The sequence below is a fragment of the Mycobacterium bulgaricum genome (genome assembly GCF_041287165.2).
In the GTDB taxonomy this organism is placed as follows: Bacteria; Actinomycetota; Actinomycetes; order Mycobacteriales; family Mycobacteriaceae; genus Mycobacterium; species Mycobacterium bulgaricum.
On the sequence record NZ_JBGGKV020000008.1, the window covers coordinates 116591 to 140344 of the forward strand.

General features: G+C 65.5%; 26 protein-coding genes. 14 read left to right on the forward strand and 12 right to left on the reverse strand.

Features of this window, described 5'->3' with window-relative positions:
* Positions 1–2 precede the first annotated feature (2 nt).
* Genes ACAG24_RS20720 through ACAG24_RS20730 form a run of 3 tightly spaced genes read right to left on the reverse strand, consistent with a single transcriptional unit; the run spans position 3 to position 2969 of the window.
* Positions 3–1022: a phosphotransferase family protein gene (locus ACAG24_RS20720; RefSeq protein WP_370474297.1), complete on the reverse strand. Its 1020-nt coding sequence runs from the start codon at positions 1020–1022 to the stop codon at positions 3–5.
* The gene (locus tag ACAG24_RS20725) at positions 1019–2317 is read right to left on the reverse strand and encodes an acyl-CoA dehydrogenase family protein (protein WP_370474298.1); all 1299 of its coding nucleotides are present in this window, start codon (positions 2315–2317) and stop codon (positions 1019–1021) included. The genes ACAG24_RS20720 and ACAG24_RS20725 overlap by 4 nt, the downstream gene beginning before the upstream one ends.
* The gene (locus ACAG24_RS20730; protein ID WP_370474299.1) at positions 2292–2969 is read right to left on the reverse strand and encodes a TetR/AcrR family transcriptional regulator; all 678 of its coding nucleotides are present in this window, start codon (positions 2967–2969) and stop codon (positions 2292–2294) included. Before ACAG24_RS20730 ends, ACAG24_RS20725 begins: the two co-directional genes overlap by 26 nt.
* Before the next feature lie 111 nt (positions 2970–3080).
* On the opposite strand from ACAG24_RS20730, the gene ACAG24_RS20735 reads away from it, so the two are divergent.
* A complete protein-coding gene (locus ACAG24_RS20735; protein ID WP_370474300.1) occupies positions 3081–3521 on the forward strand; it encodes a VOC family protein in 441 nt (146 codons plus the stop codon).
* Between the two features lie 4 nt (positions 3522–3525).
* Positions 3526–3711 (forward strand): hypothetical protein, encoded by a 186-nt coding sequence (locus tag ACAG24_RS20740; RefSeq protein WP_370474301.1) that lies wholly within the window; start codon positions 3526–3528, stop codon positions 3709–3711.
* A 10-nt stretch (positions 3712–3721) separates the two neighbouring features.
* On the opposite strand, the gene ACAG24_RS20745 is transcribed toward ACAG24_RS20740, so the two are convergent.
* The 3 genes from ACAG24_RS20745 to ACAG24_RS20755 are packed head-to-tail and all read right to left on the reverse strand — an operon-like array spanning position 3722 to position 6381.
* Positions 3722–4675 (reverse strand): TIGR03564 family F420-dependent LLM class oxidoreductase, encoded by a 954-nt coding sequence (locus ACAG24_RS20745; protein ID WP_370474302.1) that lies wholly within the window; start codon positions 4673–4675, stop codon positions 3722–3724.
* A 12-nt stretch (positions 4676–4687) separates the two neighbouring features.
* Entirely contained in the window at positions 4688–5431 is a 744-nt protein-coding gene (locus tag ACAG24_RS20750) for a hypothetical protein (RefSeq protein WP_370474303.1), read from the reverse strand.
* Entirely contained in the window at positions 5431–6381 is a 951-nt protein-coding gene (locus ACAG24_RS20755) for an NAD-dependent epimerase/dehydratase family protein (RefSeq protein ID WP_370474304.1), read from the reverse strand. The genes ACAG24_RS20750 and ACAG24_RS20755 overlap by 1 nt, the downstream gene beginning before the upstream one ends.
* Positions 6382–6456: 75 nt before the next feature.
* On the opposite strand from ACAG24_RS20755, the gene ACAG24_RS20760 reads away from it, so the two are divergent.
* Entirely contained in the window at positions 6457–7635 is a 1179-nt protein-coding gene (locus tag ACAG24_RS20760; RefSeq protein ID WP_370474305.1) for an acyl-CoA dehydrogenase family protein, read from the forward strand.
* On the opposite strand, the gene ACAG24_RS20765 is transcribed toward ACAG24_RS20760, so the two are convergent.
* The 4 genes from ACAG24_RS20765 to ACAG24_RS20780 are packed head-to-tail and all read right to left on the reverse strand — an operon-like array spanning position 7598 to position 12113.
* Positions 7598–8398 (reverse strand): emopamil-binding protein, encoded by an 801-nt coding sequence (locus tag ACAG24_RS20765; protein WP_370474306.1) that lies wholly within the window; start codon positions 8396–8398, stop codon positions 7598–7600. The two genes, ACAG24_RS20760 and ACAG24_RS20765, sit on opposite strands and share 38 nt — an antisense overlap.
* A 52-nt stretch (positions 8399–8450) precedes the next feature.
* Positions 8451–10133: a nitric oxide reductase activation protein NorD gene (locus ACAG24_RS20770; RefSeq protein WP_370474307.1), complete on the reverse strand. Its 1683-nt coding sequence runs from the start codon at positions 10131–10133 to the stop codon at positions 8451–8453.
* Positions 10130–10942 (reverse strand): CbbQ/NirQ/NorQ/GpvN family protein, encoded by an 813-nt coding sequence (locus tag ACAG24_RS20775; RefSeq protein ID WP_370474308.1) that lies wholly within the window; start codon positions 10940–10942, stop codon positions 10130–10132. Before ACAG24_RS20775 ends, ACAG24_RS20770 begins: the two co-directional genes overlap by 4 nt.
* Entirely contained in the window at positions 10929–12113 is a 1185-nt protein-coding gene (locus ACAG24_RS20780) for a spirocyclase AveC family protein (protein ID WP_370474309.1), read from the reverse strand. Before ACAG24_RS20780 ends, ACAG24_RS20775 begins: the two co-directional genes overlap by 14 nt.
* Before the next feature lie 133 nt (positions 12114–12246).
* Between ACAG24_RS20780 and ACAG24_RS20785 the strand changes: the two genes are divergently transcribed.
* From ACAG24_RS20785 to ACAG24_RS20795, 3 genes are all read left to right on the forward strand, one after another.
* Complete coding sequence (locus ACAG24_RS20785) at positions 12247–12852, forward strand: TetR/AcrR family transcriptional regulator (protein ID WP_370474310.1); 606 nt, start codon at positions 12247–12249, stop codon at positions 12850–12852.
* 167 nt (positions 12853–13019) lie between these two features.
* Positions 13020–14387, forward strand: a complete 1368-nt coding sequence (locus tag ACAG24_RS20790; RefSeq protein ID WP_370474311.1) for an aromatic ring-hydroxylating oxygenase subunit alpha — start codon at positions 13020–13022, stop codon at positions 14385–14387.
* Entirely contained in the window at positions 14384–14848 is a 465-nt protein-coding gene (locus ACAG24_RS20795; protein WP_370474312.1) for a hypothetical protein, read from the forward strand. The genes ACAG24_RS20790 and ACAG24_RS20795 overlap by 4 nt, the downstream gene beginning before the upstream one ends.
* Here the strand turns inward: ACAG24_RS20795 and ACAG24_RS20800 are convergent.
* Positions 14845–15447, reverse strand: coding sequence for a TetR/AcrR family transcriptional regulator (locus tag ACAG24_RS20800; RefSeq protein WP_370474313.1), 603 nt, complete (start codon positions 15445–15447; stop codon positions 14845–14847). The genes ACAG24_RS20795 and ACAG24_RS20800 overlap by 4 nt on opposite strands.
* A gap of 176 nt (positions 15448–15623) precedes the next feature.
* Here ACAG24_RS20800 and ACAG24_RS20805 point away from each other — a divergent pair, with 176 nt between their 5' ends.
* From ACAG24_RS20805 to ACAG24_RS20820, 4 genes are read left to right on the forward strand one after another with little or no spacing between them, the layout of a single operon-like run.
* The gene (locus ACAG24_RS20805; RefSeq protein WP_370474314.1) at positions 15624–16148 is read left to right on the forward strand and encodes a nuclear transport factor 2-like protein; all 525 of its coding nucleotides are present in this window, start codon (positions 15624–15626) and stop codon (positions 16146–16148) included.
* A gap of 25 nt (positions 16149–16173) precedes the next feature.
* The gene (locus tag ACAG24_RS20810; protein ID WP_370474315.1) at positions 16174–17382 is read left to right on the forward strand and encodes a cytochrome P450; all 1209 of its coding nucleotides are present in this window, start codon (positions 16174–16176) and stop codon (positions 17380–17382) included.
* A complete protein-coding gene (locus tag ACAG24_RS20815; RefSeq protein WP_370474316.1) occupies positions 17379–18215 on the forward strand; it encodes a mycofactocin-coupled SDR family oxidoreductase in 837 nt (278 codons plus the stop codon). Before ACAG24_RS20810 ends, ACAG24_RS20815 begins: the two co-directional genes overlap by 4 nt.
* Positions 18212–18736, forward strand: a complete 525-nt coding sequence (locus tag ACAG24_RS20820; protein WP_370474317.1) for a carboxymuconolactone decarboxylase family protein — start codon at positions 18212–18214, stop codon at positions 18734–18736. The genes ACAG24_RS20815 and ACAG24_RS20820 overlap by 4 nt, the downstream gene beginning before the upstream one ends.
* On the opposite strand, the gene ACAG24_RS20825 is transcribed toward ACAG24_RS20820, so the two are convergent.
* Complete coding sequence (locus ACAG24_RS20825) at positions 18733–20178, reverse strand: aldehyde dehydrogenase (protein WP_370474318.1); 1446 nt, start codon at positions 20176–20178, stop codon at positions 18733–18735. The two genes, ACAG24_RS20820 and ACAG24_RS20825, sit on opposite strands and share 4 nt — an antisense overlap.
* A 192-nt stretch (positions 20179–20370) precedes the next feature.
* Here ACAG24_RS20825 and ACAG24_RS20830 point away from each other — a divergent pair, with 192 nt between their 5' ends.
* From ACAG24_RS20830 to ACAG24_RS20845, 4 genes are read left to right on the forward strand one after another with little or no spacing between them, the layout of a single operon-like run.
* Complete coding sequence (locus ACAG24_RS20830) at positions 20371–21639, forward strand: aromatic ring-hydroxylating oxygenase subunit alpha (RefSeq protein ID WP_370474319.1); 1269 nt, start codon at positions 20371–20373, stop codon at positions 21637–21639.
* 2 nt (positions 21640–21641) lie between these two features.
* Positions 21642–21983 carry a hypothetical protein gene (locus ACAG24_RS20835; protein WP_370474320.1) on the forward strand — a complete coding sequence of 114 codons (342 nt, stop codon included), beginning with the start codon at positions 21642–21644 and terminating at the stop codon, positions 21981–21983.
* Positions 21980–23236, forward strand: coding sequence for a metal-dependent hydrolase family protein (locus tag ACAG24_RS20840; protein ID WP_370474321.1), 1257 nt, complete (start codon positions 21980–21982; stop codon positions 23234–23236). The genes ACAG24_RS20835 and ACAG24_RS20840 overlap by 4 nt, the downstream gene beginning before the upstream one ends.
* A 26-nt stretch (positions 23237–23262) precedes the next feature.
* The gene (locus tag ACAG24_RS20845; RefSeq protein WP_370474440.1) at positions 23263–23712 is read left to right on the forward strand and encodes a MarR family winged helix-turn-helix transcriptional regulator; all 450 of its coding nucleotides are present in this window, start codon (positions 23263–23265) and stop codon (positions 23710–23712) included.
* Positions 23713–23754 lie beyond the last annotated feature (42 nt).

Consider the following 23754-nt stretch of genomic DNA (forward strand, 5'->3'; position numbering starts at 1 on the left):
AATCAGCCCCGGTAGTCCGTGGACTCGGCCAGGTCAGCCGCCGATGCCATCAGACCGGTGACGACGGGCCCGTACGCCAGCAGCTTCTCGTCCTCACCCGCGCGCTGGAAGCCCTGTTCGAGCACGATCGCGAGCTTCCACCTGGCCAGCACCAGGTAGTAGTCGAGGTCGTCGACCTGGCGGCCCGACACCTCGGAGTAGTGCGCGACCACCTCGTCACGCGACGGCATTCCGCGCATGTCCACGTACGTCATGTCACCCGGATCGTCGCCTTCTGGCCACGACTGCACCATCCACCCCAGGTCGAGCTTCGGGTCGCCGACCGTGCCCATCTCCCAGTCCACGATCGCAGCCATTTGCGCGGGTGCGCCGTGACGGTACATGACGTTGGCGAATTGGTAGTCCCCGTGCATCAGGCCCGGGATGAAGTCCAGGGGCTTGTGCGCCCTGAGCCATCCGGTGGCTGCATCGAGACCGGGCAGCGGGCGCTTCTTGATCCGTTCGAGAAATCCAGTCCAGCGGTCGACCTGCCGTTCGTGGAAGCCGTCAGGCCGACCCAGATCGTGCAACCCTTTGGCGCGCCAGTCCACCTTCGATAGCAGCGCGATGCCTTCCGCCAGTTGATAACTCAGCCCCGGCCTGAGGGCTGGGTCGCTGTCGAAGGGTTCGGGCCACCGGCCGTGGGTGTCCATCGGAGACCAGCCGTCGACGAATCCCATCAGGTAGAACGGGCGGCCGAGCACCGTCCGGTCGTCACAGAGGCCCACGGCCGCGGTGTGCGGGACGTCGGTGCCGTCGAGCGCTTCGATGATCCGCCACTCCCGCAAGATGCCCTTGTCCCGGTCGGGCGGCGCTCCCGGCGGTGGCATGCGCAGGACGCATCTGTGCCCGCCGCGCCTGAGGTCGAAGATGACGTTCTGTGTTCCCCCGGAGAGGAATTCGGCCTTCAGCGGCTCACCCTTTCCGGGGTGCCCCGCCTCATTCAGCCATTCGGCGAGCCGCTCGGTGTCGATCTTGATCACAGGTTGCCCACCTCGTGTTCGAGGAACTGCGCGTATTTGGCCTGCGCGGCTTCGCGTTTCGCCGGGATCCACTCCGACGGCCAGGTCCCCTCGGCGGGACGGTAGTCACGCAGGACCTGCTTGGCGACCGTCGTCTTGTGGACCTCGGTGGGTCCGTCGGCCAGGCCCATCACGGCGGCGCCGGTCACCATGCCCAGGAACGGCACCTCATTCGTGACACCGAGTGCGCCGTGGACCTGCATGGCGCGCCACGCGATGTCGTGCAGCACCGTGGGCATGACCACCTTCACGGCGGCGATGTCCTTGCGGACGACCTTGTAGTCGTTGTACTTGTCGATCTCCCAGGCGGTGTAGAGCACCATGAGTCGGAACTGGAGCAGCTGGGCATAGGAGTCTGCGATATAGCCCTGGACGAACTGTTTGTCCGACAGTCTGCTGCCCTGTGTTTCGCGGCTCAGTGCGCGTTCGCACATCATGTCCAGTGCCTTGCGGGAGAGCCCGATGGTGCGCATCGCGTGGTGAATCCGGCCGCCGCCGAGCCGGGTCTGGGCGATGGCGAAAGCTTGACCCTCACCGCCGAGGAGCGCCTCGGCGGGCACGCGCACATTGTCGTAGTGGATCAGGGCATGCGAACCCGCGTCGGCGCCTTCCCCGTAGAGCCCGATGTTGCGTTCGATCTTGACGCCCGGGGTGTCGGTCGGCACCAGGAACATCGACATGCCTTGATAGGCACTGACTTCCGGATTGGTGACCACCATGACGATGAGGAATGACGCGGTGGCCGCGTTGGACGAGAAGAACTTCCACCCATTGATGACCCAGTCGTCACCGTCTCTGACTGCCGACGTGGTGAACATCGTCGGGTCGGCGCCGGCGTGCGGCTCGGTCATCGAGTAGCAGGAGAACAGCTCGCCCTCGAGGAGCGGCCGTAGATAGCGGCGCTTCTGTTCCTCGGTGCCGTAGTGCGCGATGATCTCGGCGTTGCCGGTGTCAGGTGCCTGGCAACCGAAGATGATCGGCGCCCACTGCGAGCGGCCGAGGATCTCGTTGAGCAGCGCGAGTTTGAGCTGGCCGTAACCCTGGCCGCCGAGATCGGCCCCCAGGTGCGTGGCCCACAGCCCGCGCCTGCGCACCTCTTCTTTCAGGGGATCGATCGCCTCACGGCGCTTGCCGTCCAGCGGCACGAACTGTTGATGGGGGAACGCCAGGTCGAGCGGCTCGACCTCTTCGCGAACGAACTCGTCGGCCCAGTCCAGCTCCTTCTGGTACTCAGGGTCGGTTTCGAAATCCCACATGCGGCCTCCTTGCCGAGAATCCGTTGATCAGAGTGCAGATGTCGGCCGTGACGACGTCGGCGAACGAGCGCTGCCCGAATGCGCCTGCCGCCCAGTGCCTCGCGCCTTCGCTGACCATGGTCTGTGCGAGGTAGGCGAGATGTGGGACGTCAACCGCGGCGGGTAGTTTCCCGTCGGCCTTGGCCCGGGTGAAGAGTTCGGTGAACATGTCGGCGTCGGCGTCGGGTGGCTCGGCCTGGGCGAGGATGCGGTGTTCGTGTCGGTAGCCCTCAAGGATGGTCTCGATGATGAGTTCGGGAGGGTTGCGGGCCATCGACCGTTCGAAGGCGCTCAGGGCTGCCGACAGCACGTCCCCGATCTCATAGGGGCGTTTGAGCAATTCGTGGATGGTTCGGTGCGCCGACTGTGTCGAGAGCACCCCGACCTCGAAGAGCACGTCTTCCTTGCGGGGGAAGTAGAAGTAGAACAGCGCTTTGGACACACCTGCCGCCGTGCAGATGTCGGCGACGGTCGTGCCGGCATAGCCGTTGGTCCGCCACAGTGCCATGGCCGCCTGCACCAGCATTCGCTTCGTCTCGTGTGAGCGGGCACGCTGGAACGACGCCCGCCGCTGACCACGGTCAGCAGTGGATTCCGGCTTCGTTGCGGCCACGTATCGGAAAATAACAGCTGGGCATACCCGTGCCAATAGTTGACCCGTGTAAAACTAACTAGATCGCCTATTCCACGGCCACGCGGGGTGTCCATGGGTAGCGTGCGAACCATGCCCAATCACCTTCACCATGTCGTCATGCGCAGCCATGCGGCGGCGGACTTCATCGCGTTCCTGACCGACGTCGTGGGAATGACGGTCGCCTACGAGATGCGGGTACCGGGTCCCGTCTTGGAGACGACACTGGGCTGGCCTCCCTCCGACGGTGCCGACGTCACGATCCTGGGCGACGGAGACGCCGGCCTGATCGAGGTGCTCGATGTTCCCGAGCACCTGCGGGACGTCGCGCCAGAAGGGCTGGCGGCGTTGTCTTTCCTGACCGACGAGTTCGCCCGTAGCCGGGAGGCGGCGGGCAGACACGCCGACGACGTGACGGTCTTCGATGCGGGCGTGCCCGGTGTCGATCTGTTCTTCTGCACCGTCGGGGGTGTGCCGATGGAGTTCATGGGCAGCTACGCGCTCGGACAGGATGACCAGCGCACGGCAGAATGATGGCGTGAGCGCGCTGAGAATCGCGGCGCTGGCGTTCGCTGCGCTGGCCCTGACAGCCGGAGGCCTTCAGCTGCTGGCGTTCGCTTCGGGGGGCTCGCCGCGCCACCTCATCCTCGGCGGATTCGCCTGCGCTGTGGGCGTTTCGGTGGGTTCCGCGGTGGTCGCCGCGGTGCTTCGATCCCGCCGTTGATCCGGCCCGGTCACAGCTCGGCGGCGAGAGACGCCAGGAACTGCGCGGTGCGTTCGCGTGAGCGGCGCCGGGCCGATGCATCGCGGCCGAGGGGAATGATGCGCGCGGCCAGGTCGGTGACGCCCGCGTCGCGGTAGGCGCAAAGCCGGCGCAGGACGGCGGATTCGTCTCCCGCGGCCATCGTGTCCCCGACGTCCTCGGCGTCACCGTGTTCGAGAAGCGCCACGTAGTTGGGGGAGAAGTGGGCGTGCCCGAGAATCTCGCTCGCGTGCGTCCGCGCGTCGTCGACCTCGCCGGGGGAACAGAGCGCGACCGGTACGCCAGCGACGATACGAGGTGCGGGTCGTCGCGCACCCTCGGCGGCCGCGGTGATGCGCGGCGCGACGTGCTCACCGACGGCCCGCTCGTCGGCCATCCACAGCACCGTGCCGTCGGTGCGTTCACCCGCTATCCGCAGCATCGTCGGACCCAGCGCCGCCAGCAACACCGGCGGTGCGGTGTCGGTGACATCGCTGGGGCTGTGCACCGCGAAGCGGGCGTTGTCGACGTCGACGTGGCCCGGTCCCGCGAAAGCAGTGGTGAGTACGTCGAGATGATCTCGCAACGTCCCCACCGGCTTGCCGTAGGGAAGACCCAACTGGCCGTTGATGATCCAGTCGTGCGAAAGGCCGAGGCCCAGCGCGAAGCGGCCCCGGCACGCGGCGTTGGTGGTCAGCGCCTGTTGGGCCAGGATGAGCGGGTGGCGCGTCTGGATCGGGACCACCGCGGTGCCGAGTTCGATCGTGCTCGTCGACGCGCCCAGCAGTGCGATCGCCGTCATGGCGTCCAGATATCCGGGCACCTGGGGGAACCAGAACGAACTGAACCCCGCCTTTTCGGCGGCGACACCGTCGGAGATCAAGCCGGGCAACCGGTCCGGGCGATCTCGCTCCTTGTCCGAGCCCACCATCAGGCCGATGCGCATGGCCCTCCTTCGTCACGGCACATGGCGGTCCCACTCGTGGGGCGTCACCGGGTGGAACGGAGCGGCCAGCAGCGGTTGCGTCCCGGCCGCTTCCCAGCGGCGCGTCAGCACCGGCGCCAACCGGCGCGCGACCGCCACCGGGTCGTCGTCGAGAAAGCAGTACGTCAGGTGCTGGCCGGATCTGGCACCGGCGAGCGACGCATCCACATCCAGCGTCTGCGCCGACCACACCCCGGCAACGCCGTCGACGTCCAGTAGCGGTGTGACATCCACTGATTGGCGTTCCAGCACGGCGAAGACACCTCGCACCGGCCACCAGGGCAGCACGTCGGCACCCACTTTGACCCTGGGAGCGGCGACCTTGCTGTGCACCCCGTAGACACCGCGGTCGACCGGTGGGAGAAGAGGAATCTTGCGGCCGGCGTTCCCGAGTGCGCCCGAGAGTTCGTTGAAGGCCTCGAGTCCGAGCGGATCGGTGAAGAAGTAGGTCATCACGTGGTCGATGCTGTCGAAGCGGGCATCACCGGGCAGCCTGGCTCTGCGGCACTCCGGCGTCGACACCAACCGCAGCGACGCCCGGACCGCCGAGAGTCGGTGCTGTTCCGGCCGGTGGTCGAGCGTGTGCCATCGCAGATAGTCCGCGTCACGGCCCTCCGGGTGGCGAGACGCCATCGAGACGAACAGTGTCGTGATGTCTCCGCGGCCCGCGGCGAGCACGCCGCCGACCTCATCGGACGGCGTTCCGGGAAGCTGCATCACATGGCCCCTGCGTTCGTCGGGCCGGCTTCGGCAAGTGCGAGATCGGGGTAGCGCGCGGCCACCATCTTCCGGAACCCCTCTCGCCACGGCACTTTCGTGCGTCCGAGGACTTCGTGCATCCGGGTCACGTCCGGCCACAGCGGCGTGTGGGCGTCTGAGGTGTATTCGAAGACGGGTTCAACGCCGACAAGCTGCCCAAGGTAGGCGCAGTACTCCTCGACGCTGACGGTTTCGCTGCCCGCCCAGTTCACCACGAGGGGCGGCGTCGCCGCGACCTCCATCGCGCGGATGCCGAGTTCGACGTAGTCGTCCTCGTAGACCGGGTTGTAGTTGTTCGGCTTGTCGGGGTGCAGCCGGATTGGCCTGCGCGCCAAGATCGCATCGAGGCGGTCCGCCGCCGAGCCCCCTTCCGGTCCATAGGTCGAGCAGATCCGGATGATCGACAGCGGGATGCCGTGGTGTCGGGAGATCCAGTCGCAGACGGCTTCGGCGGCGACCTTGGAGAAGCTGTAGTTGGCCCGCAGCGGGACGCCCGGCGGGTCGTCTTCGGTGAGCGGACGTCTGCCCTGGTATCCGTAGATGGAACCTGTCGAGCACAGCACGAAGCCCTTCGCGGCACGGCAGTGATAGAGCAGGTCGCCGGAGTTGTGCGCATTCGTCTCGACGGCCTGCTTCCAACCGCTGGTTCCCGGGTCCACGGCCGCATGGAACACGTAGTCGAAATCCTCCGGGAGACCGGAGAAGTCGCCCGCACTCAGGTCGAGGGCCAGCGGCGTGATCCCTGTCGCGGCGAGCTTGTCCCGGTCTGCGGGGTCGCGCAATCGGGCCGCGCCCCACACCTCGTTGTGGGCCGCGAGCGCGCGCGCTATCGGAAACGCGATCTTGCCGGTGGCCCCGGTGATCAGAATCTTCTCGCCGTGGAGCACGAATGACCTCCCTTCGCCCATTCAGTCATAGCGCATACGCCCGCTAATGTTAAGTACTTGATATGTTCGGCGGATCGTGGATCGGAGGGCGAGCCCGTGCAATTGACATTCGATGACGACGTCGAAGGCTTCCGCGCGGAGTTCGTCGCTTTCCTCGACGCGCACCTGCCCCCTGAGGCCGAGGCCGCAAGCGAAGCCTCCCGATCGACAGCGCATGTGCCGCAATGGGCCCGCCGGTGGCAGCAGGTGCAGTTCGAGAACGGCTGGTTGCTGCCGGGAAACGCGCCCGAGTTCGGCGGCCGCAACGCGGGCGTTCTCGAACAGTTCGTCCATCGCGAGGAACTGGCACGCCGCCGGATCTACCACTGTTTCAATCCGCAGGGCGTCGGGATCATCGCCGCATCGCTGCTTGCGTTCGGGACGGACGAGCAGAAACAACACTGGGCAGTGCCGATTCTGCGCGGCGAGCTCACGGCATCCCTCGGTATGAGCGAACCTGGCGCGGGGTCGGATCTGGCCGGATTGAGCACACGGGCGGTCCGGGACGGCGACGAGTTCGTGGTCAACGGACAGAAGGTGTGGACGTCAGGTGCGCACGACGCCGATGTCCTGCTCACGTTCGTCCGGACGGACCCGGATGCCTCACGGCACAAGGGGATCAGCGCGCTGCTGATCCCGACGCGGACACCAGGCGTCGAGCGCAGGCCGTTCGCCAGCGTCCACGACCCCAGGAACTTCGACTTCAACGAGGTCTTCTTCTCTGACGTGCGCGTGCCTTTCGCGAACCTTGTGGGCCCCGTGAACGGGGGGTGGAAGGTGGCCAACGGGTCGCTCGGCCACGAGCGCACGATGATGTGGATGTCGTTCGCCGACCGGATGGGACAGACACTCGAGACGTACAGTCCTGCCGGCGAATTGAACCGCGACGCGTTTGCCACCATCGCGATGGACCTTTACGCGCTGCGACTGCTGGGGTCTGCCGCGCTCGGACAGGCCGCCCGCGGACAACGGGATGTCCCGGCGGTCTCGGTCCTGAAGGTGCTCGGATCAGAAGCCGAGCAGAACGCCTACCGCCACGTGCTGGAAGCAACCGGCCCCGATGCACTACTCGGGGATGCGCCGACCGGGCCGTACAACCCGTTCGCCCCCGAGCAGTACACGGCAAGCTGGTTCACGCGGTACCTCGGCAGTTTCGCCGGCACCATCGCGGGCGGCACCTCCGAGATCCAGCGCAACATCATCGCGCAGCGGATCCTCGGACTGCCTGCGCGCTGAAGGCTTCCGCGCCCGCCCGTCGCGTCAGATGGTCGATCTGCAGGTGGATCGAGTAGAGCACCAGCGGCGGCAGCACGATGAATGGGATGTTCTCGCCGATGAACTTGAACCCGAGCCCGAAGGCGCCCTGCCCGATGTTGCTGAACCCCGCCCCGACCTCGGCGAGGAAGTACACCGCGGTGCTGCTCATCAGAATGGCGCACCCGGCGAAGGTGATCCACAGGGCGCGGATGCGGGATTCGGTTGGCAGTCCCTGGCGCACGAGGCGGGTCCACATGACGAACACGGTGATCCCGGTCAGCACACCGACGATCTCAAGCGCGAAGATCCACGGATTGCCGCTGACGTAGCGGGTGTCGGCGAGGCCGTACTGCCACCACAGCCATTTCCAGCCGGGGTCGGTGGTCGGCGCCCATAGGCCGAGCGGATGTCCGATCAGGAACATGAGTTCGTAGCCGATCTGGCTGCCCGCGGTGTAGGGCAGGTAGAACAGCGTCAGCTCGGCCGCCTTGTCGAGCCGAGTTCGCTTCTCGCCGGGCGCGTTCCACAGGATGACGAACGGCAGCAACATCACCGGGATGCCGAAGATCAGGTTCACGACGACGTCGGTCGTGAAGGACGGCGCGATGAACCCGACGCTGACGCCGACGGTGACCAACAGGAACATCGCGAAGGTGAAGATGCCGGTCCATGTGTAGATCTTCAGTCGGTGCGGCGCCCAGGGCGCAGCGAAGTTCGTTTCGTGTGCCTCCGGCGTCGTCACGTCGCCACCTCTGTCCGCGCTTTATCAACTACTTGTGATTGTTGGGCGAAGCCTATACCCGGGGCGGTCGGGGAGCGGACAGTTCGCGCAGGGCTGTCAGAAACAGTTCGTCCATCCGCGGGCTCAGGTCGGCGAGGGTGGCTCCGACGGCATGGCATGCCGATCCGAAGACGCGTTCCAGCGAGTCGGCGTCCGTGGACGCGCCGATGGACAGGCACAGACACGCCACCCCGTCACCGCGGAGCTCTTCGAGAGCCCTGCGTGCATCGGCCTCGGCGTACCGGCCCTCATATCCGTCGTCGTAGGGAAAACCGTCGGAGGGCACCACCAGCAGCCGGTGCGGGGTCCCCGCCGTGCGCTTGATGATCTCGCCCGCGCCGCGAATCCCCGCTCCCAGCCGGGTGTACCCCGACGGATGGAGCTGAGCGAGACGAGCCCGGCCTGCCGCGCCGAACCGCTCACCGAAACTCTTGACCAGTGGCAGCTGCACGGCCCGCCGTCCCTGCGAACGGAAGCCGTACACCGCCACACGGTCGCCGAGATCGTCGAGTGCCGTGGCGAGCGGGGCTGCCGCGCGCCGTTGGTGGTCGTGCACGGCAAGGCCGTCGTGGTCGGTGTCGATCGCAGATCCAGATGCGTCGAGCAAGATCAGCACGCCGAGGTTGCGGGTGATCTTGCGGCGGTCGATGTACACGTGTTCGCGCGGCGAAAAGCCGGAGTGCAGGTCCACCGACAGGTCGATCAGGGCATCGGTGTCCACATCGTCGCCGTCGGGCCGCCTGCGCAGCACCGCCGGATCGAGGCCCACCCGCGCGAGTCTGCGTCGCAGGATGGCGTCATGGGTGCGGAAGGAGGCGTCGAACTCCACCGTTGCGGTGACGGGGAAGTCGACCACGCGGCACCAATCCTCGCGGTAGCCGCTGCGGTGGACGTCCCACTCCGGGAACCACGATCCCCCGACTCCCACTGTGGCGCCTGGCTTCTCGGCACCGGTGAAGCGGATCGGCGTCGGTGCCGGTCGTGCACCGGCACCCGCCCTCGGCGTCCGCAGCGTCGATCCGACCGATAACTCGCCACCGGCGCCTTCGTCTCCCGCGGAGCGGGAGCTGCCGAACAGCGAGCGCAAGAAGCTCGCGGTTGCGGCCGCCCCGAGGGGCGCCTCGAACAATCTGAGAAACCGGCTCTTCTCGGCGGGCTCGTCGTCCTCGCTGTCAGCGCCCGTGGGATCCAGGTCGAACTGCATGCCGGCATCGCCGTCGGTCGCCCTGGTGCCCGAACTCATGTGTGCGCGAACGAGTTTCGACGGCCTGATCGACCCGAACCACTCCGGCGCCGCATCCAATTTGGTTCTGCTCGCGGCGATCTGCAGTGACTCTGAAGTACTGGCCGACCGCGGCGGGCTATCCGAAGTCGCCTCCTGCGCCAGCGGAAGCCGCCGCGCTGCCTCGACCAGCACGCGATGCCCCTCGACTGCCAGGTAGCGACGGGCCAGAGCCGGCCGCGCCCGAAGCTGCTTGACGTACCTGCTGTCGAGGCTCCCGGCGCCCAGAAGCGCGCCCTGAACCAGCATCTGGAGGCGTTGGCGATCGGCGTCGGCGTCCGCGGCGACGTAGATGACCTCGCCGTCGGTGTAGGCAGGCTCGCCCGCGGGCGCCACGGCGACGTCGACGGGGCGGCCGACGAGAAAACCGGCCAGAAACCGCAAACGCTGCGGGTTAGGGCGATCGGTGGTCACCGACGCGGTAGGAGGGCGTCGACGAGTTCGCCGAGACCCCGGATCACGTCAGGGTCGTCGGACAGGACCTCGACGACAGCCGACTGGATCGCATGGCGCAGTTCCAGACCTTCGGCGACGAGTCCGCCCGCGAGGATCAGCATGCGGGTCGAGGCCACCTCGTTGAGCGCCGACCGATCCAAGCCGCGGATCGCGTTACCGACCGCGACGAGCGACGCGGCAACCGATGGATCGATACCCGCCTCGTGGATCAGCACCTCGGTCTCGATGTCGGCGGGCGGGAAGTCGAGGGTGATGGCCACGAACCGCTGACGGGTGGATTCCTTCAGGTTCTTCAGGATGCTCTGATAGCCCGGGTTGTAGGACACGACGAGCTGAAAGCCCGGCGCCGCAGGCAACGTCGCACCGAGGCGGTCGATGGGCAGTTCCCGGCGATGGTCGGCGAGGGGATGGATGACGACGGTGGTGTCCTGTCGTGCCTCGACGATCTCGTCGAGGTAGCAGACGGCGCCGGTGCGGACCGCTCGCGTCAGAGGTCCGTCCACCCAGACGGTTTCGCCTCCTTTGAGCAGGAAGCGGCCCACCAGATCGGCCGACGTCATGTCCTCGTGGCCGGCGACGGTGATCAGCTCACGGCCGAGTTCGTGCGCCATGGCCTCGACGAAACGGGTCTTACCGCAACCTGTGGGTCCCTTCAGCAGCACCGGCGATCCGCGGCGGGCCGCCGCCCGGAAGATGTCGGCCTCCCCGCCGACGGCACGATAGAACGGTGCCGTCGGCGTCAGCAGCCGAGAATCATTGCCCGTCATCGGCGTTCGCGCCCTCAATCGGCACGACAGGCGGGAACTCGACGCCATCGGGCAGCACGAGCTCACCGTCGTGGTTGAGGTATCCCGAATGCTTGGTCGGAAGCGGGAGATCAGGGTTCGGGCACGGCCGGTCGGTCCCCTCGCCGCAGATGCCGGGATTGAAGTACGACCGCTTCTGGACGTCCTCGGGCCACGGATCGGCATGCATGCCCAGCCAGGTCGCCGGCACGTTGTAGAAGAGGAAGAAGCACGCGCTGACTCCGCCGAAGATGGCCAGGAACCTGACGAACTGCTGCTTGACGAACCCGCCGCGGACGCGGTCCAGTCCGCGTTCGACCACGGTCCGTCCCCGGTCATCGGTGAAGAAGCGCAGACAGCACAACGCCGCCTGAACCCCGCCCCACATCAGGCCCTCGTACACCGGCCATTGATAGTACGTACCCGCGTTGAACGACAACGCTTGGATCGCACCGGGATAGGAGTAGAAGCCGATCGGCAGCATGATCAGGGCTTCCATCACGAAGTCGAAGACGAACGCGATCGCATAGGTGACCAGGATCAGCCGCAGGTTGCTGATGCCGGGCCACCGGTTCTTGATCTTGCGCATGATCGCGCAGCCCACGATGGTCAGGAGCAGAACGCCGTACATGTAGCCGGGGATGTTGGTCAACAGCGGTTCGGGCACCGTGTGGCCCGGTTCTTCGTGCGCCACCCAGCCAGGGATGTGCGGAGCCCAGGATCCCCGGTTCCACAGCCACGCGTTGTAAGTACACCAGGTGCTGTAATAGTTGAGCATCGGATCCTGAAACATCATCAGGCCCATCGACACCAACAGCATGCCGTCGAGCGTGATGCGCCTTTCCCGCACCCAGGGCCGGATGATGAAAAACCACAACGCAACCGGTAGGCCGATCCAGAGCACCACCGCGTTCGCGATCAACGGGATCTTCATGTACATCGGCGGCTCGGTGGGTCCCCCGGCCACAGGCTCGAAGAACGGTCCGCTGACCCAGCGGATGAACACGTAGAGCGTGAAGGCGAGCGCGACACCGCCGACGGTCGCCCAGATCCTGATCGCGTTCGACGACGGCCCTCCCGATGTCGCAGTGCCGAAACCGCCTGCTCCGCTGAGCGATTCGGTGACGGCGGCCTTCTTGGAAAGCTCACTCATGACGGTTCCCCTTGCCGAGTGTGGCGGTCGCCCGGTGCGTATCAAGCAGTAGAGGCGACCTATCGGGTGCGAATATACTCATCGGTATCTGAGAATCCAATAGGTTACTCAGAATCTGTGGCAGACTCCCGTCATGGCGGAGCGGTGGACGAGGGAACGCAGGCTCGAACACACGCGTTCGGTGCTGCTGGACGCCGCCGAAGAGGTTTTCGCCGAAAAGGGTTTCACTCCTGCGACTCTCGACGACATCGCGCGCACCGCCGGATACACCAAGGGCGCGATCTACAAGCACTTCGCCACCAAGGAGGACCTCTTCCTGGCGGTAAGTGACCGGTACTGGCGTCGCTACTTCGACAACTTCGCGGAGGTGATGGCCAGCGCGAGCCGTGTCGGCGCCCACGAACTGGACGAGATCGCCGAGCGCTGGCGCGCGCTGAGTCTGGATCGCGGCGCCGAACAGGCCGCGCTGGGTCTGGAGTTCACGCTCTATCTGCTCCGTAATCCCGAGGCGCGCGACCGGGTCGCTGCGAAGCGGGCCGAGGTGGTCGATCAACTGGCCACGTTCATCGTCGACGGGATGGAGAAGCTCGGCGCGAGCCTGATGATCTCGCCGCTGACCTTCGCCCAGGCGCTGGTCGCCACGAGTGACTCCGTCGTCCTCGGCAGCCAGCTCGACGACGTCGACCTCTACCGGCCGGTCGTCGAGATGTACACGTCGGTCATCAAGCTGCCCGACTGACCTCGCGGCTGACTTCGGTATCTGCCGAGCAGACACAAAATCGCACGCACGCAGGGAGTTTCATGCGACTTTGCGCCTGCTCGTGCATGAAAATACATACTTGTATGTGAGATACGGCTGTGTATAGTTGTGGCAGGCATCACCGACCTATAGGAGTGATCGCGTCTATGACCACAACACAGCCAGTACGCCCGGGGGAGTGGTTCGACACCGGGATGGGTCTGGATGACATCGACCTCAGCGGGTTTCGCATGGACATCACCACGGACCGCTATACCGATCCCGAGTACGTCCAGCGCGAACACGAGAGCATCTGGCTGCGCGTGTGGCAGGTCGCAGGCCGAGCGTCGGAACTGCCCGAGGTCGGCGACTGGATGGAATACCGCCTGCTCGATCAGTCCTTCCTTCTGGTGCGGGGGAAGGACGGTGAGATCCGCGGGTTCGTCAACGCCTGTAGGCACCGCGGCAACAAGCTCTGCGTCGGCCGGGGAAACGCCAAGCGCGGCCTGCTCTGCCAGTACCACCTGTGGTCCTACGACCATGAGGGCCACCTCAAAGGTGTGCTGCGGGAGAAGGAGAACGTGCTCACCGCACTCGACAAGGAAGGGCTCGGCCTGTTTCCGATCTCGGTCGAGTGCTTCGGCGGTTTCATCTTCGTCAACCCCGACCCGCAGGCCGCTCCGCTGGCCGAGTTTCTGGGCCAGGAGGTCGTCGACCTGCTCTCCCCGTACCACCTCGACGAGATGGACACTGTCCTGGACGTGCGAGAGGCCTTGGACTGCAACTGGAAAGTCGTGATGGACGCCTTCGAGGAGGGCTACCACATCTCGGGTATCCACCCCCAGTTGCTCCAGGTCATCATGATCGACCCGAGCACGACCCGCTACAGGTTCTTCGACAAACACAGCGTCTCGTGTGCGCCGTTCGAGGTGGCGGGTAAGGCCTACGGCCTCGAGGAGCAGCTCGAAGGCATCATGAGCCTGCCCGAGACCTTCCCGTCGGTGACGGCGGTGCTGCCGCGGTTCCAGGAGTTGGTGGCCGAATACCGCGACGACAGAGGGGAATTGAAGCTCCCCGACGGCATGACGCCGAGAACGTTGTTGCAGCGGGCCACGCGCGAGACGCTGACCACGATGGGGTTCGACGTCAGTGGGTTGACCGACGCCCAGATGAGCGACAACCACGGCTGGGTGCTGTTCCCGAACTTCTTCATGACCGTACGGGCGGGCGAGGCGACGGTGATCCTCGCCCAACCGCACGAGAGTGGCGACCCCAACAAGTGCTACTGGCACATCATCAGCGTGATGTGGCTGCCCGAGGAGTACAAGGAAGCGCTGCGCGCACCGCGTATCGACGTGACGGAGCCGGGTGAATACAAGTACTTCACTGCGCTGCAGCAGGATTACGAGCAGATGCCCCGACAGCAGCTGGGGCTGCGGAACAAACAGCTTGAGCACATGTCGTTGGTGAAGGAGGAGGTGGTGATCGCCCACTACCACTCCGTCGTCGACCGCTACCTCGGTGTGGCGCCGTGAGCCTGCAGGACATCGCGGAACAGCATCGCGGTAACGCTGCAACCGTGCTGCAGTACGCGATCACGACGAAGCGGATCGTCGACAGCGCCAAGGGGCCGGGGTTCTCCGTCGAGAGCTGGAACCCCTTACGTGAGTTGATCGCCACCGAAGAGTTCGTGCGCGTCGGCAACTTCAAGGAGGTCATGGACTGGGATGGCTACGCCGCATTCCTGACGAACTGGGCTCCGAACGCCGACTGGGACTGCACCTTCAAACGGGTGACCGAGAAAGACGGTGTCGTCTTCTTGGAACTCGAAGAGCGCAGTTCGGTCGGTGACTTTCACAGCGTGGTGAACTCGCTGTCGGTGTACGAGTTCACCGCCGCAGGCAAGGTGCGTCGCGTCGACGTCTACCTGCAGATGGAGCTGCCGTCGGCGGACTTGCTCAAAGGCTATGAGGGCGTTAATATCTCGCAGGCCTAACCGGCCGGCTCGACGTTGGCCAGGATCATCTCCAGGAATGGCCGGGATAGGTCCTGACCGTCGACGTGGCTGCCGAGCGTGACACCCTCGTTGGTCGCGATGAGAACCCGGGCAAGGGTCGATGCGGGAATGCGCATCCGGCCACCGATCTTCTCGATGTGGCTGGTGATGTACTCGGCCAGGGAATCGGCGGTCTGGCGCCGTTGCTCGGCGACCCTGGCCCGCGCCTCGGGGTTGCGCACCAAAAACAGTGTGAATTCGTACCCCAGCGCGGCGCGGTCCGGATTCCCGATCGTCAACTCCCGCCACCGCTCGGCGAGCTTGTCGACATCCATCTCCTCGAGCGACTGGAACGACTCGACGATGTCGGTGAAACCGTCCAGGAACCTTTGCAGTTGGCGCTCCATCACCGCGAGGAACAGCTCCTCCTTGGTGCCGAAATGCGAATAGATGGCTCCGCGCGTGTACCCGGCCGCATCGGCGATCACCTCCAGCGCCGCGGCGCCAAAGCCTTGCCGTGCGACGACCTCCTCGGCGGCGTCCAGCAGCAGGGAACGGGTGTGCTCGACCCGTCGCTGTCTCGTCCAGCGTTCCGCCATCTCGCCATTCTCCCAACACCGGTCGGTCGTCGGCGTCCCACCCCGTCGCGATTAATATTCACCATTGTATGTCGAATACAGATATGTATATTCAAGCTAGCGGGCGTCGGATGATCGCCGCCATCACTTCACGCCCGGTCGAACCCCCGCCTGCTCATGAAAGGAATTGACAGTCAATGGATTTGGTAGAGCGGATCGCCAAACACCGACGGATGGCCGAGAGCTACCGCGACAAGTACGTCCTGCAGAAGGTGCAGGAGGGTGAGACGTACGACGAGTGGGAGTTCACCGACGACGCCGTCTACACCTCGCCCTATTTCGTCGCCGAGCAGGAACTGGTGCTCAAAGACGTCGCGACCCACTGGGATACTGCCGCGACAATCGAGGCGAAGGCCTACGGTGTGACGTTCCCCGATTGGAAGCCCGTCGATTTCAAGGTATGGCCGGCGGAGAACGGGTTCGTCCAGCGTTACCGCTGGGAAGGCACCAACGTCAACACGGGCGAGACGATGGGCTTCTACTCCATCAGTTTCGTCGAGACCAACGACGAATGCCAGATCGTGCACTGGTCCACCTATGTCAACGACGAGGAGTACGGCCCTTTCCTGGAGGCCGCGATCGGGGCAAGGGGACCGTTCCACGGCGACGGCTACATGCAGGCACTGGCCAAGCACTTCGAGAAGCACAGCATCACATTCTGACCACAGTCGAGAGAGGGGTCGCACGATGACGGCCAGCGCGACCGACGAACTGTATTACGACCCGTGGCACGCGGACCTCAACGCAGAGCCGTACCCGATGTTCAAGCGATTCCGCGACGAAGCGCCGTTGTACTACAACGAAACTCACGACTTCTATGCGCTGAGCCGCTTCGACGACGTGAACCGCACGCTGGTCGACCACCGAGGCTTCAGCTCCGCCCGCGGCGTCGTGCTGGAGATCATCAAGTCCGGCATGGAAATTCCGCCCGGACTGCTCATCTTCGAGGATCCGCCGATTCACGACATCCATCGCGGACTGCTGGCGCGCGCCTTCACCCCGCGCAAGATCAACGCGCTGGAGCCGATGATCCGCGAATTCACCCAGAAGTGTCTAGATGCGGTTGTCGGCGGCAACCGTTTCGACTTCGTGAAGGATCTCGGCGCAGTGATGCCGTTGCGTGTGGTCGGCATGCTGTTCGGGATACCGGAGGACTATCAGCGGAGGGTGCAGGAGGACGGCGACCGGCATGTGCGCACCGAACGCGGCGGACAGATGACCGACAACCCGGACGGCGGGCTCACCGACGGCCAGGTGTTCGCCGACTTCATCGATTGGCGCACCGACCATCCCGCCGACGACCTGACCACCGAATTGCTGAACGCCGAATTCGAGGACGAGACGGGCGCGACGCGCAGGCTGCGACGCGATGAGCTGCTCATGTTCATGAACGTCGTCGCGGTGGCGGGCGCGGAGACGACGACACGGCTCATCGGCTGGTCGGGCAAGCTGTTGTCCGAGCATCCCGATCAGCGGCGCCGCCTCGCCGCCGACCGATCACTGCTGCCGGGTGCGATCGAGGAGATCCTGCGCTACGAGCCGCCCGCGCTACAGGCAGCGCGCTACGTGACCCGTGATGTCGATTTTCACGGAACCACAGTTCCCGAGGGCAGCGCCATCCTCACCCTGATCGGTGCGGCGAACCGCGATGAGCGCCGATTCGGTGACAACGCCGAGGAATTCGACATCACCAGGTCGGCGCGGCAGCATCTGACCTTCGGTGTCGGCGCTCACTACTGCCTGGGCAATGCCCTGGCGCGCATCGAAGGACGGATCGCGCTCGACGAGATCTTGAACCGCTTCCCGGATTGGGACGTCGACCTCGACGCCGCGGTCTTCTCGTCGTCGTCGGCCGTCCGCGGCTGGGACAGCATGCCTGCGGAGGTGAACCGGTGACCGGACGGGTCGAGGGCAAGGTCGCCTTCGTCACGGGGGCCGCGCGGGGTCAGGGGCGTAGTCACGCGATCAAGCTCGCCGAAGAAGGCGCCGACATCATCGCGATCGACGTCTGCAAGAACGTCGACCACGTGCAGCTGGAGATGGCGACACCGGGCGACCTCCTGGAGACCAAAGACCGCGTCGAGGCGCTGGGCAGGCGCATCGTCGCCGACGAGGTCGACGTCCGCGATTTCGACGCGATGAAATCGCTCGTCGACCGCGGTGTCGCCGAGCTGGGGCGGCTGGACATCATCCTGGCCAATGCCGGCATCGGGAACGGCGGACAGACGGTCGAGACGCTGGATGAGGCCGTCTGGCAGACGATGATGGACATCAACCTCACCGGCGTGTGGAAGACGGTGAAGGCCGGCATCCCGCACATCGTCGCGGGCGGGCGCGGCGGGTCGATCGTGCTGACGAGTTCGGTGGCCGGGATGAAGGCCTATCCGCAGATGAGCCAATACGTTTCGGCCAAGCACGGCGTTGTCGGCCTGATGCGCTCGTGTGCGGTCGAGCTCGCGCCGCACATGATTCGGGTCAACAGCGTGCACCCGACACACGTCAACTCGCCGATGGTGATGAACGACGAGACGTTCCGCCTGTTCCGGCCCGATCTGGAGAACCCGGGACCGGACGACATCGCGCCGATCTGCCAGATGTTCCACAGCATGCCGCGGCCGTGGGTCGAGATCGAGGACATCACCAACGCCGTGATGTTCTTCGCCTCCGACGACTCGCGCTACGTCACCGGGGTGTCGATGCCGATCGATCTGGGTAGCTGTCTGAAATGAGGCTGACGCCGCTGCCCGCTGACCGGTGGAACGATGACGTCGTCCGTGCCCTGTCGGTGATGATGCCGCCCGAGCGGGCGCAGCCGGACACGGTGGGCAACATGCTCGCGACGTTCGCGCGCCATCCGCGGCTGACGAAGGCGTACCTGACGTTCAACATGCACCTGCTGATGACCACGACGCTGCCGAAGCGCATCACCGAGACCGTCGTGCTGCGCACGGCGGTGTGCCGGAATTCGGAGTACCTGTGGAACCACCACGTGCCGCTTGCCGTGCGTGCGGGGCTCACTGAGAACGAACTCGACGCAATCAGGTCCGGTGTCCTGCCGCAGGAGCTCGACGCCGCGGTGCTTGCCGCCGTCGACGAACTTCACTCACACACAGTCGTCACCGACGAAACCTGGTGCAGGTTGGCCGATCACCTCGACGAACAACAATTGATGGATCTCGTGTTCACCGCAGGCGGTTACGGAACCCTGGCGATGGCGATCGAGACGTTCGGCATCGAAGACGAGGCCTAAGGCGCGGCGATCGCCACGGATTTCGTCTCGGTGTAGCCGTCGATCCCCTCAGGTCCGAGCTCGCGACCGTACCCGCTGGCCTTGACCCCGCCGAAGGGCGCGAACGGATCCATCGGGTAACCCTGGTTGACTCCGAACGTGCCCGTGCGGATTCTCGTGGCGACCTCGAACCCGCGTTCGTCGTCGGCGGTGAATACCGATCCGGCCAGACCGTAGTCGGAGTCGTTGGCGATGCGGATCGCCTCGTCGGTGTCGGCGTACGGGATGACGGTCAGCACGGGACCGAAGATCTCTTCGCGCGCGATCGTCATCGAGTTGTCGGCGCGGTCGAACAGGGTGGGTTTGACGTACCAGCCGCGGTCCAGGCCGTCGGGCATCCCGGTTCCGCCGAGCACGACGCGTGCGCCGTCCCGCACGCCCTTCTCGAGGTAGCCGGTGACCCGCGTCTGCTGCCGCTGCGCGACGAGGGGTCCGACCTGGGTGGCGGTGTCGGTCGGATCGCCGACGACGAGGGCGCTCATTTCTGCAGCCAGCGCGTCGGTGAACTCCGCGGCGCGCGCCTGCGGAACCAGGATGCGCGTCAGCGCATTGCAGATCTGACCGCTGTTGGACAGGCTCGCCGAGCGCACGCCAGCGGCGACGGCATTCGGATCCGCGTCGTCGAGCACGATCGCCGCGGACTTGCCGCCGAGTTCGAGGCTGACCCGTTTCAGGTCGGCGGCGCACGCTGCCGCCACAGCTCTGCCCGCGGCGCTGGAGCCGGTGAACGACACCTTGTCCACGCCGGGGTGGCGCACCAGGTATTCACCGACGGCGCCGTCGCCGGGCAGCACGCTGACGACACCCTGGGGCAGCCCCGACTCGGCGATGATCTCTGCGAGCAGGATCGCATCGAGCGGCGATTCGGGGGCGGGCTTGAGCACCACCGCGCATCCGGCCAGCAACGCCGGAATCAGCTTGGTGGCGATGAGAAACTGCGGCATGTTCCACGGCACGATGGCGGCGACCACCCCGACCGGCTCCCGCAGGATTCGGATGTCGGCGCCGTAGCGTCCCGGCCTGTCCTCGCGCCACGGGTAGCGCTGCGCCACATCGCAGAAGGCCGACATCATCGTCCACGGCAGTGCGACCTGCGCACGCTGGGCGAAACCGATGGGGGCGCCGATCTCGGCGGTGATGAGGTCCGCCATATCGGCGCGGCGCTCGCCGTAGATCTCTGCCAGCCTGCGCACCGTCGCGATGCGTTCAGCGGGGTCGGTGCGTGGCCACGGACCGTTGTCGAACGCCTCCCGCGCCGCGGTGACTGCCCTGTCCACGTCGGCCGGGGCAGCGGCTGCCACGGACGCCACCGTCGCCTCGGTGTGCGGAGAGATGACGTCGATGCGCTCCTCGCTGCTCGGTGTCTGCCAGATCCCGCCGATGAACAGCTCGTCGTGACGCACCGTGTCGTTCCCCGTTCTGGTCGCGATGAATATCAACTACTTGCGATTGATGGGTCCACCATATACCGTCGGCGATGTCGTCTCCTGCGAAATGACGAAAAGGCAGCTGCGCCTGAGTGTTTGCCTGCAAGACTTGTCGGGTCGCTTCGCACGCGGGCGGCACGGCAGTGACGGCACCCCCCAGGAGACGAGATGCCACGATTCCCCAAGCCGGCAGAAGGCAGCTGGACCGAGCACTATCCACACCTGGGGACCGGCCCGGTGTCCTACGAGGACTCGGTGGACCCGGAGTTCTACGAGATCGAGCGCAAGGCGGTGTTCCAGCGTGCCTGGCTCAATGTGGGCCGCGTCGAACAGCTTCCGCGCAAGGGCAGCTATTTCACCAAGGAGATGAAGGTCGTCAACACGTCGATCATCGTCGTGCGCACCAGAGACGGTGAGGTGAAGGCCTACCACAACATCTGCCGTCACCGCGGCAACAAGCTCGTCTGGAACGACATGCCGCTGGAAGAGACCAGCGGTGTATGCAGGCAGTTCACGTGCAAGTACCACGCGTGGCGCTACGACCTGGACGGCAACCTGACCTTCGTGCAGCAGGAGGGCGAATTCTTCGACCTGGACAAGAGCCGTTACGGGCTTGTCCCGGTGCACTGCGAGGTGTGGGAAGGCTTCATCTTCGTCAACTTCGCCAAGGGTGACCCCGAGCAGTCCCTGCGCGACTTCCTCGGTCCGATGATCACCGATCTCGAAGGCTATCCATTCGACAAGATGACCTCGCGGTTCCACTACCGCTCCGAGGTCAAGGCGAACTGGAAGCTCTACATGGACGCGTTCCAGGAGTTCTACCACGCACCGGTACTGCACGCGAACCAGTCACCGACCGCGTATTCGAAGGCCGCGGCCGAGGCGGGTTTCGAGGCGCCGCACTACCGGATCGAAGGTCCGCACCGGCTCGTCAGCACCTCCGGTATCCGCGCGTGGGAGATGGCCGACGAGATGCGCAAGCCGATCGAAGACATCTGCCAGAGCGGACTGTTCGGGCCATGGGACAAACCCGATCTGGGGGAGATGCCCAAAGGGCTGAATCCCGCGAAATGCGAACCCTGGGGCCTGGATTCGTTCCAGCTGTTCCCGAACTTCGTCATCCTTTTCTGGGGTCAGGGTTGGTATCTGACCTACCACTACTGGCCGACGTCGGTCAACACCCACCTGTTCGAGGGCACCGTGTATTTCCCGCAGCCGCGCACACCGCGCGAGCGGATCGCGCAGGAGCTCGCGGCGGTGTCGTTCAAGGAGTACGGATTGCAGGACGCCAACACCCTCGAGGCCACCCAGTCGATGGTGGAATCCCGGGTGCTCGACGACTTCGTGCTCTGCGACCAGGAGGTGCTGATCCGGCATCTGCACAACGAAACTGCGGCCTGGGTCGAGGATTACCGATCCAAGACGGCGGGGGTGTGACGATGGGTGTCGACACGGCTGCCAAGCTGCCGCCGGAGTTCGCCGATCTGGAGCAGTTCTCCGACTGGTGTCTCGGGTCTGAGCCGGAGCGCTACGCCAAGAGGCTGAACAGTACGATGACCGAACTTCAGGCCTTCTACGACGCGATCACCGCGCGCGCCGAAGAAGCGATCGCCTATTGCGACAAGTTCGCCCTCGACGACCTTCCCGAGGACGTGCTCAACCTGATGCACATGCTCTACTCGATGATCCAGGCGTCTTTCCCCGTCGAATGCTGGAAGCAGCCGAAGGTGCCCGACACCGGCGCCACGTCGCTGGACTGCGACGTAGAACCGATTCCGTGACCGCAACCGTCGTCAAGGCCGCCCGCTGGGCCGATGTCGAGGCCGGTGCGGTCAACAGTCCGGCTGTCCTGGTCATCGAGGGCAGCCGCATTCAGGCGGTCAATCCGCCTGTCGCACCCGAGGGCGCGACCGTCATCGATCTCGGGGACGTCACCTTGCTTCCGGGTCTGATGGACATGGAGCTCAACCTGCTCATCGGCGGGCCGGGCGGTCCCGAGGGCCTGCCCAGTCCGATGCACGGCGTCCAGGACGACCCCGCCTACCGGACGTTGCGCGGTGCGGTGAACGCCCGTACCACGCTCGATGCCGGTTTCACGACCGTGCGCAACCTGGGGCTCATGGTCAAGACGGGTGGCTATCTGCTCGACGTGGCGTTGCAACGGGCGATCGAACAGGGATGGCACGCAGGCCCGCGGATCTATCCGGCCGGCCACGCCGTCACCCCGTACGGGGGCCACCTCGACCCGACGGTGTTCCAGCGCCTCGCGCCGGGCATCATGCCGCTCTCGGTGGCCGAGGGCATCGCCAACGGCGTCGACGATGTCCGTGCGTGCGTGCGGTATCAGATCCGCCACGGCGCCAAGCTGATCAAGGTGTCGGCGTCCGGGGGCGTGATGTCGCACAGCACCGCGCCCGGCGCCCAGCAGTACTCCGACGAGGAGTTCGCCGCCATCGCCGACGAGGCGCATCGGGCCGGGGTCAGAGTGGCGGCACACGCGGTGGGGGACAGCGCGATTCGCGCATGTATCCGCGCCGGCATCGACTGTATCGAGCACGGCTTCCTCGCCACCGACGACACCATCCAGATGATGGTCGATCATGGCACCTTCCTGGTGTCGACGACCTACCTCACCGAGGCCATGGCTGTCGACCGCATCGCGCCGGAACTGCGCAAGAAGGCCGAGGTGGTGTTCCCGCAGGCACAGGCCATGCTCCCCAAAGCGATCGCGGCGGGCGTCCGCATCGCCTGCGGCACAGACGCACCCGCGGTCCCGCACGGACAGAACGCGAAGGAATTGTCTGCACTCGTCGCCCGCGGGATGACGCCGATGCAGGCGTTGCGTGCCGCGACGATCACCAGCGCCGAACTCATCGAAGCCGACGACGAACTCGGAAAGCTCGCCCCCGGCTACCTCGCCGACATCATCGCAGTCGCCGGGGATCCGTCGACAGATATCGCCACCACATTGGACGTACGTTTCGTCATGAAGGACGGCATCGTCCACAAGGGTGCCCATACGGCTAACGTCTAGGCATGGAGGCGCACGACGTGGCGGGTATAGAGCTCACAGACAATATCCTGTGGCTGCTCAAACAGGCCTTCTACTTCTCGCTCACCAGCGTCAACGAGGCGGTCAGCGAGCACGGTGTGAGCACCGCGCAGATCGGTGTCCTGCGTCAGCTGTCGAACGAGCCGGGTCTGTCGGGCGCGGAGCTGGCGCGCCGCCTGCTGATCAGCCCGCAGGGCGTGCAGCTGGCGCTGACTGCGCTGGAAAAGCGGGGCCTGGTGGAGCGCAAGCAAAACCCGGCGCACGGCCGCATCTTGCAGGCCTTTCTGACCGACCAGGGGCGCAAGGTCGCCGCCGCGGTCGTCCACGACGCGATCACAGCGCACGACAAGGTGTTCGGCGTGTTGTCCAAGGCCGAACAGAAGACGCTGCGCGAGTTGCTCGGCCGGGTCGTCGAGCAGGGTACCGGGCACGCACTGTACGCCGACCACGTCGATTAATAATCGACTGGTATTCACGCCGTCGGAATTGCATTCCGGCAG

Coding starts and splice junctions, on each gene's coding strand:
- ACAG24_RS20725 (WP_370474298.1), bottom strand. CDS start 2,317: ATGTGGGATTTCGAAACCGACCCTGAGTACCAGAAGGAGCTGGACTGG.
- ACAG24_RS20735 (WP_370474300.1), top strand. CDS start 3,081: ATGCCCAATCACCTTCACCATGTCGTCATGCGCAGCCATGCGGCGGCG.
- ACAG24_RS20745 (WP_370474302.1), bottom strand. CDS start 4,675: ATGCGCATCGGCCTGATGGTGGGCTCGGACAAGGAGCGAGATCGCCCG.
- ACAG24_RS20750 (WP_370474303.1), bottom strand. CDS start 5,431: ATGCAGCTTCCCGGAACGCCGTCCGATGAGGTCGGCGGCGTGCTCGCC.
- ACAG24_RS20755 (WP_370474304.1), bottom strand. CDS start 6,381: ATGGGCGAAGGGAGGTCATTCGTGCTCCACGGCGAGAAGATTCTGATC.
- ACAG24_RS20775 (WP_370474308.1), bottom strand. CDS start 10,942: ATGACGGGCAATGATTCTCGGCTGCTGACGCCGACGGCACCGTTCTAT.
- ACAG24_RS20780 (WP_370474309.1), bottom strand. CDS start 12,113: ATGAGTGAGCTTTCCAAGAAGGCCGCCGTCACCGAATCGCTCAGCGGA.
- ACAG24_RS20785 (WP_370474310.1), top strand. CDS start 12,247: ATGGCGGAGCGGTGGACGAGGGAACGCAGGCTCGAACACACGCGTTCG.
- ACAG24_RS20790 (WP_370474311.1), top strand. CDS start 13,020: ATGACCACAACACAGCCAGTACGCCCGGGGGAGTGGTTCGACACCGGG.
- ACAG24_RS20800 (WP_370474313.1), bottom strand. CDS start 15,447: ATGGCGGAACGCTGGACGAGACAGCGACGGGTCGAGCACACCCGTTCC.
- ACAG24_RS20805 (WP_370474314.1), top strand. CDS start 15,624: ATGGATTTGGTAGAGCGGATCGCCAAACACCGACGGATGGCCGAGAGC.
- ACAG24_RS20810 (WP_370474315.1), top strand. CDS start 16,174: ATGACGGCCAGCGCGACCGACGAACTGTATTACGACCCGTGGCACGCG.
- ACAG24_RS20820 (WP_370474317.1), top strand. CDS start 18,212: ATGAGGCTGACGCCGCTGCCCGCTGACCGGTGGAACGATGACGTCGTC.
- ACAG24_RS20830 (WP_370474319.1), top strand. CDS start 20,371: ATGCCACGATTCCCCAAGCCGGCAGAAGGCAGCTGGACCGAGCACTAT.
- ACAG24_RS20835 (WP_370474320.1), top strand. CDS start 21,642: ATGGGTGTCGACACGGCTGCCAAGCTGCCGCCGGAGTTCGCCGATCTG.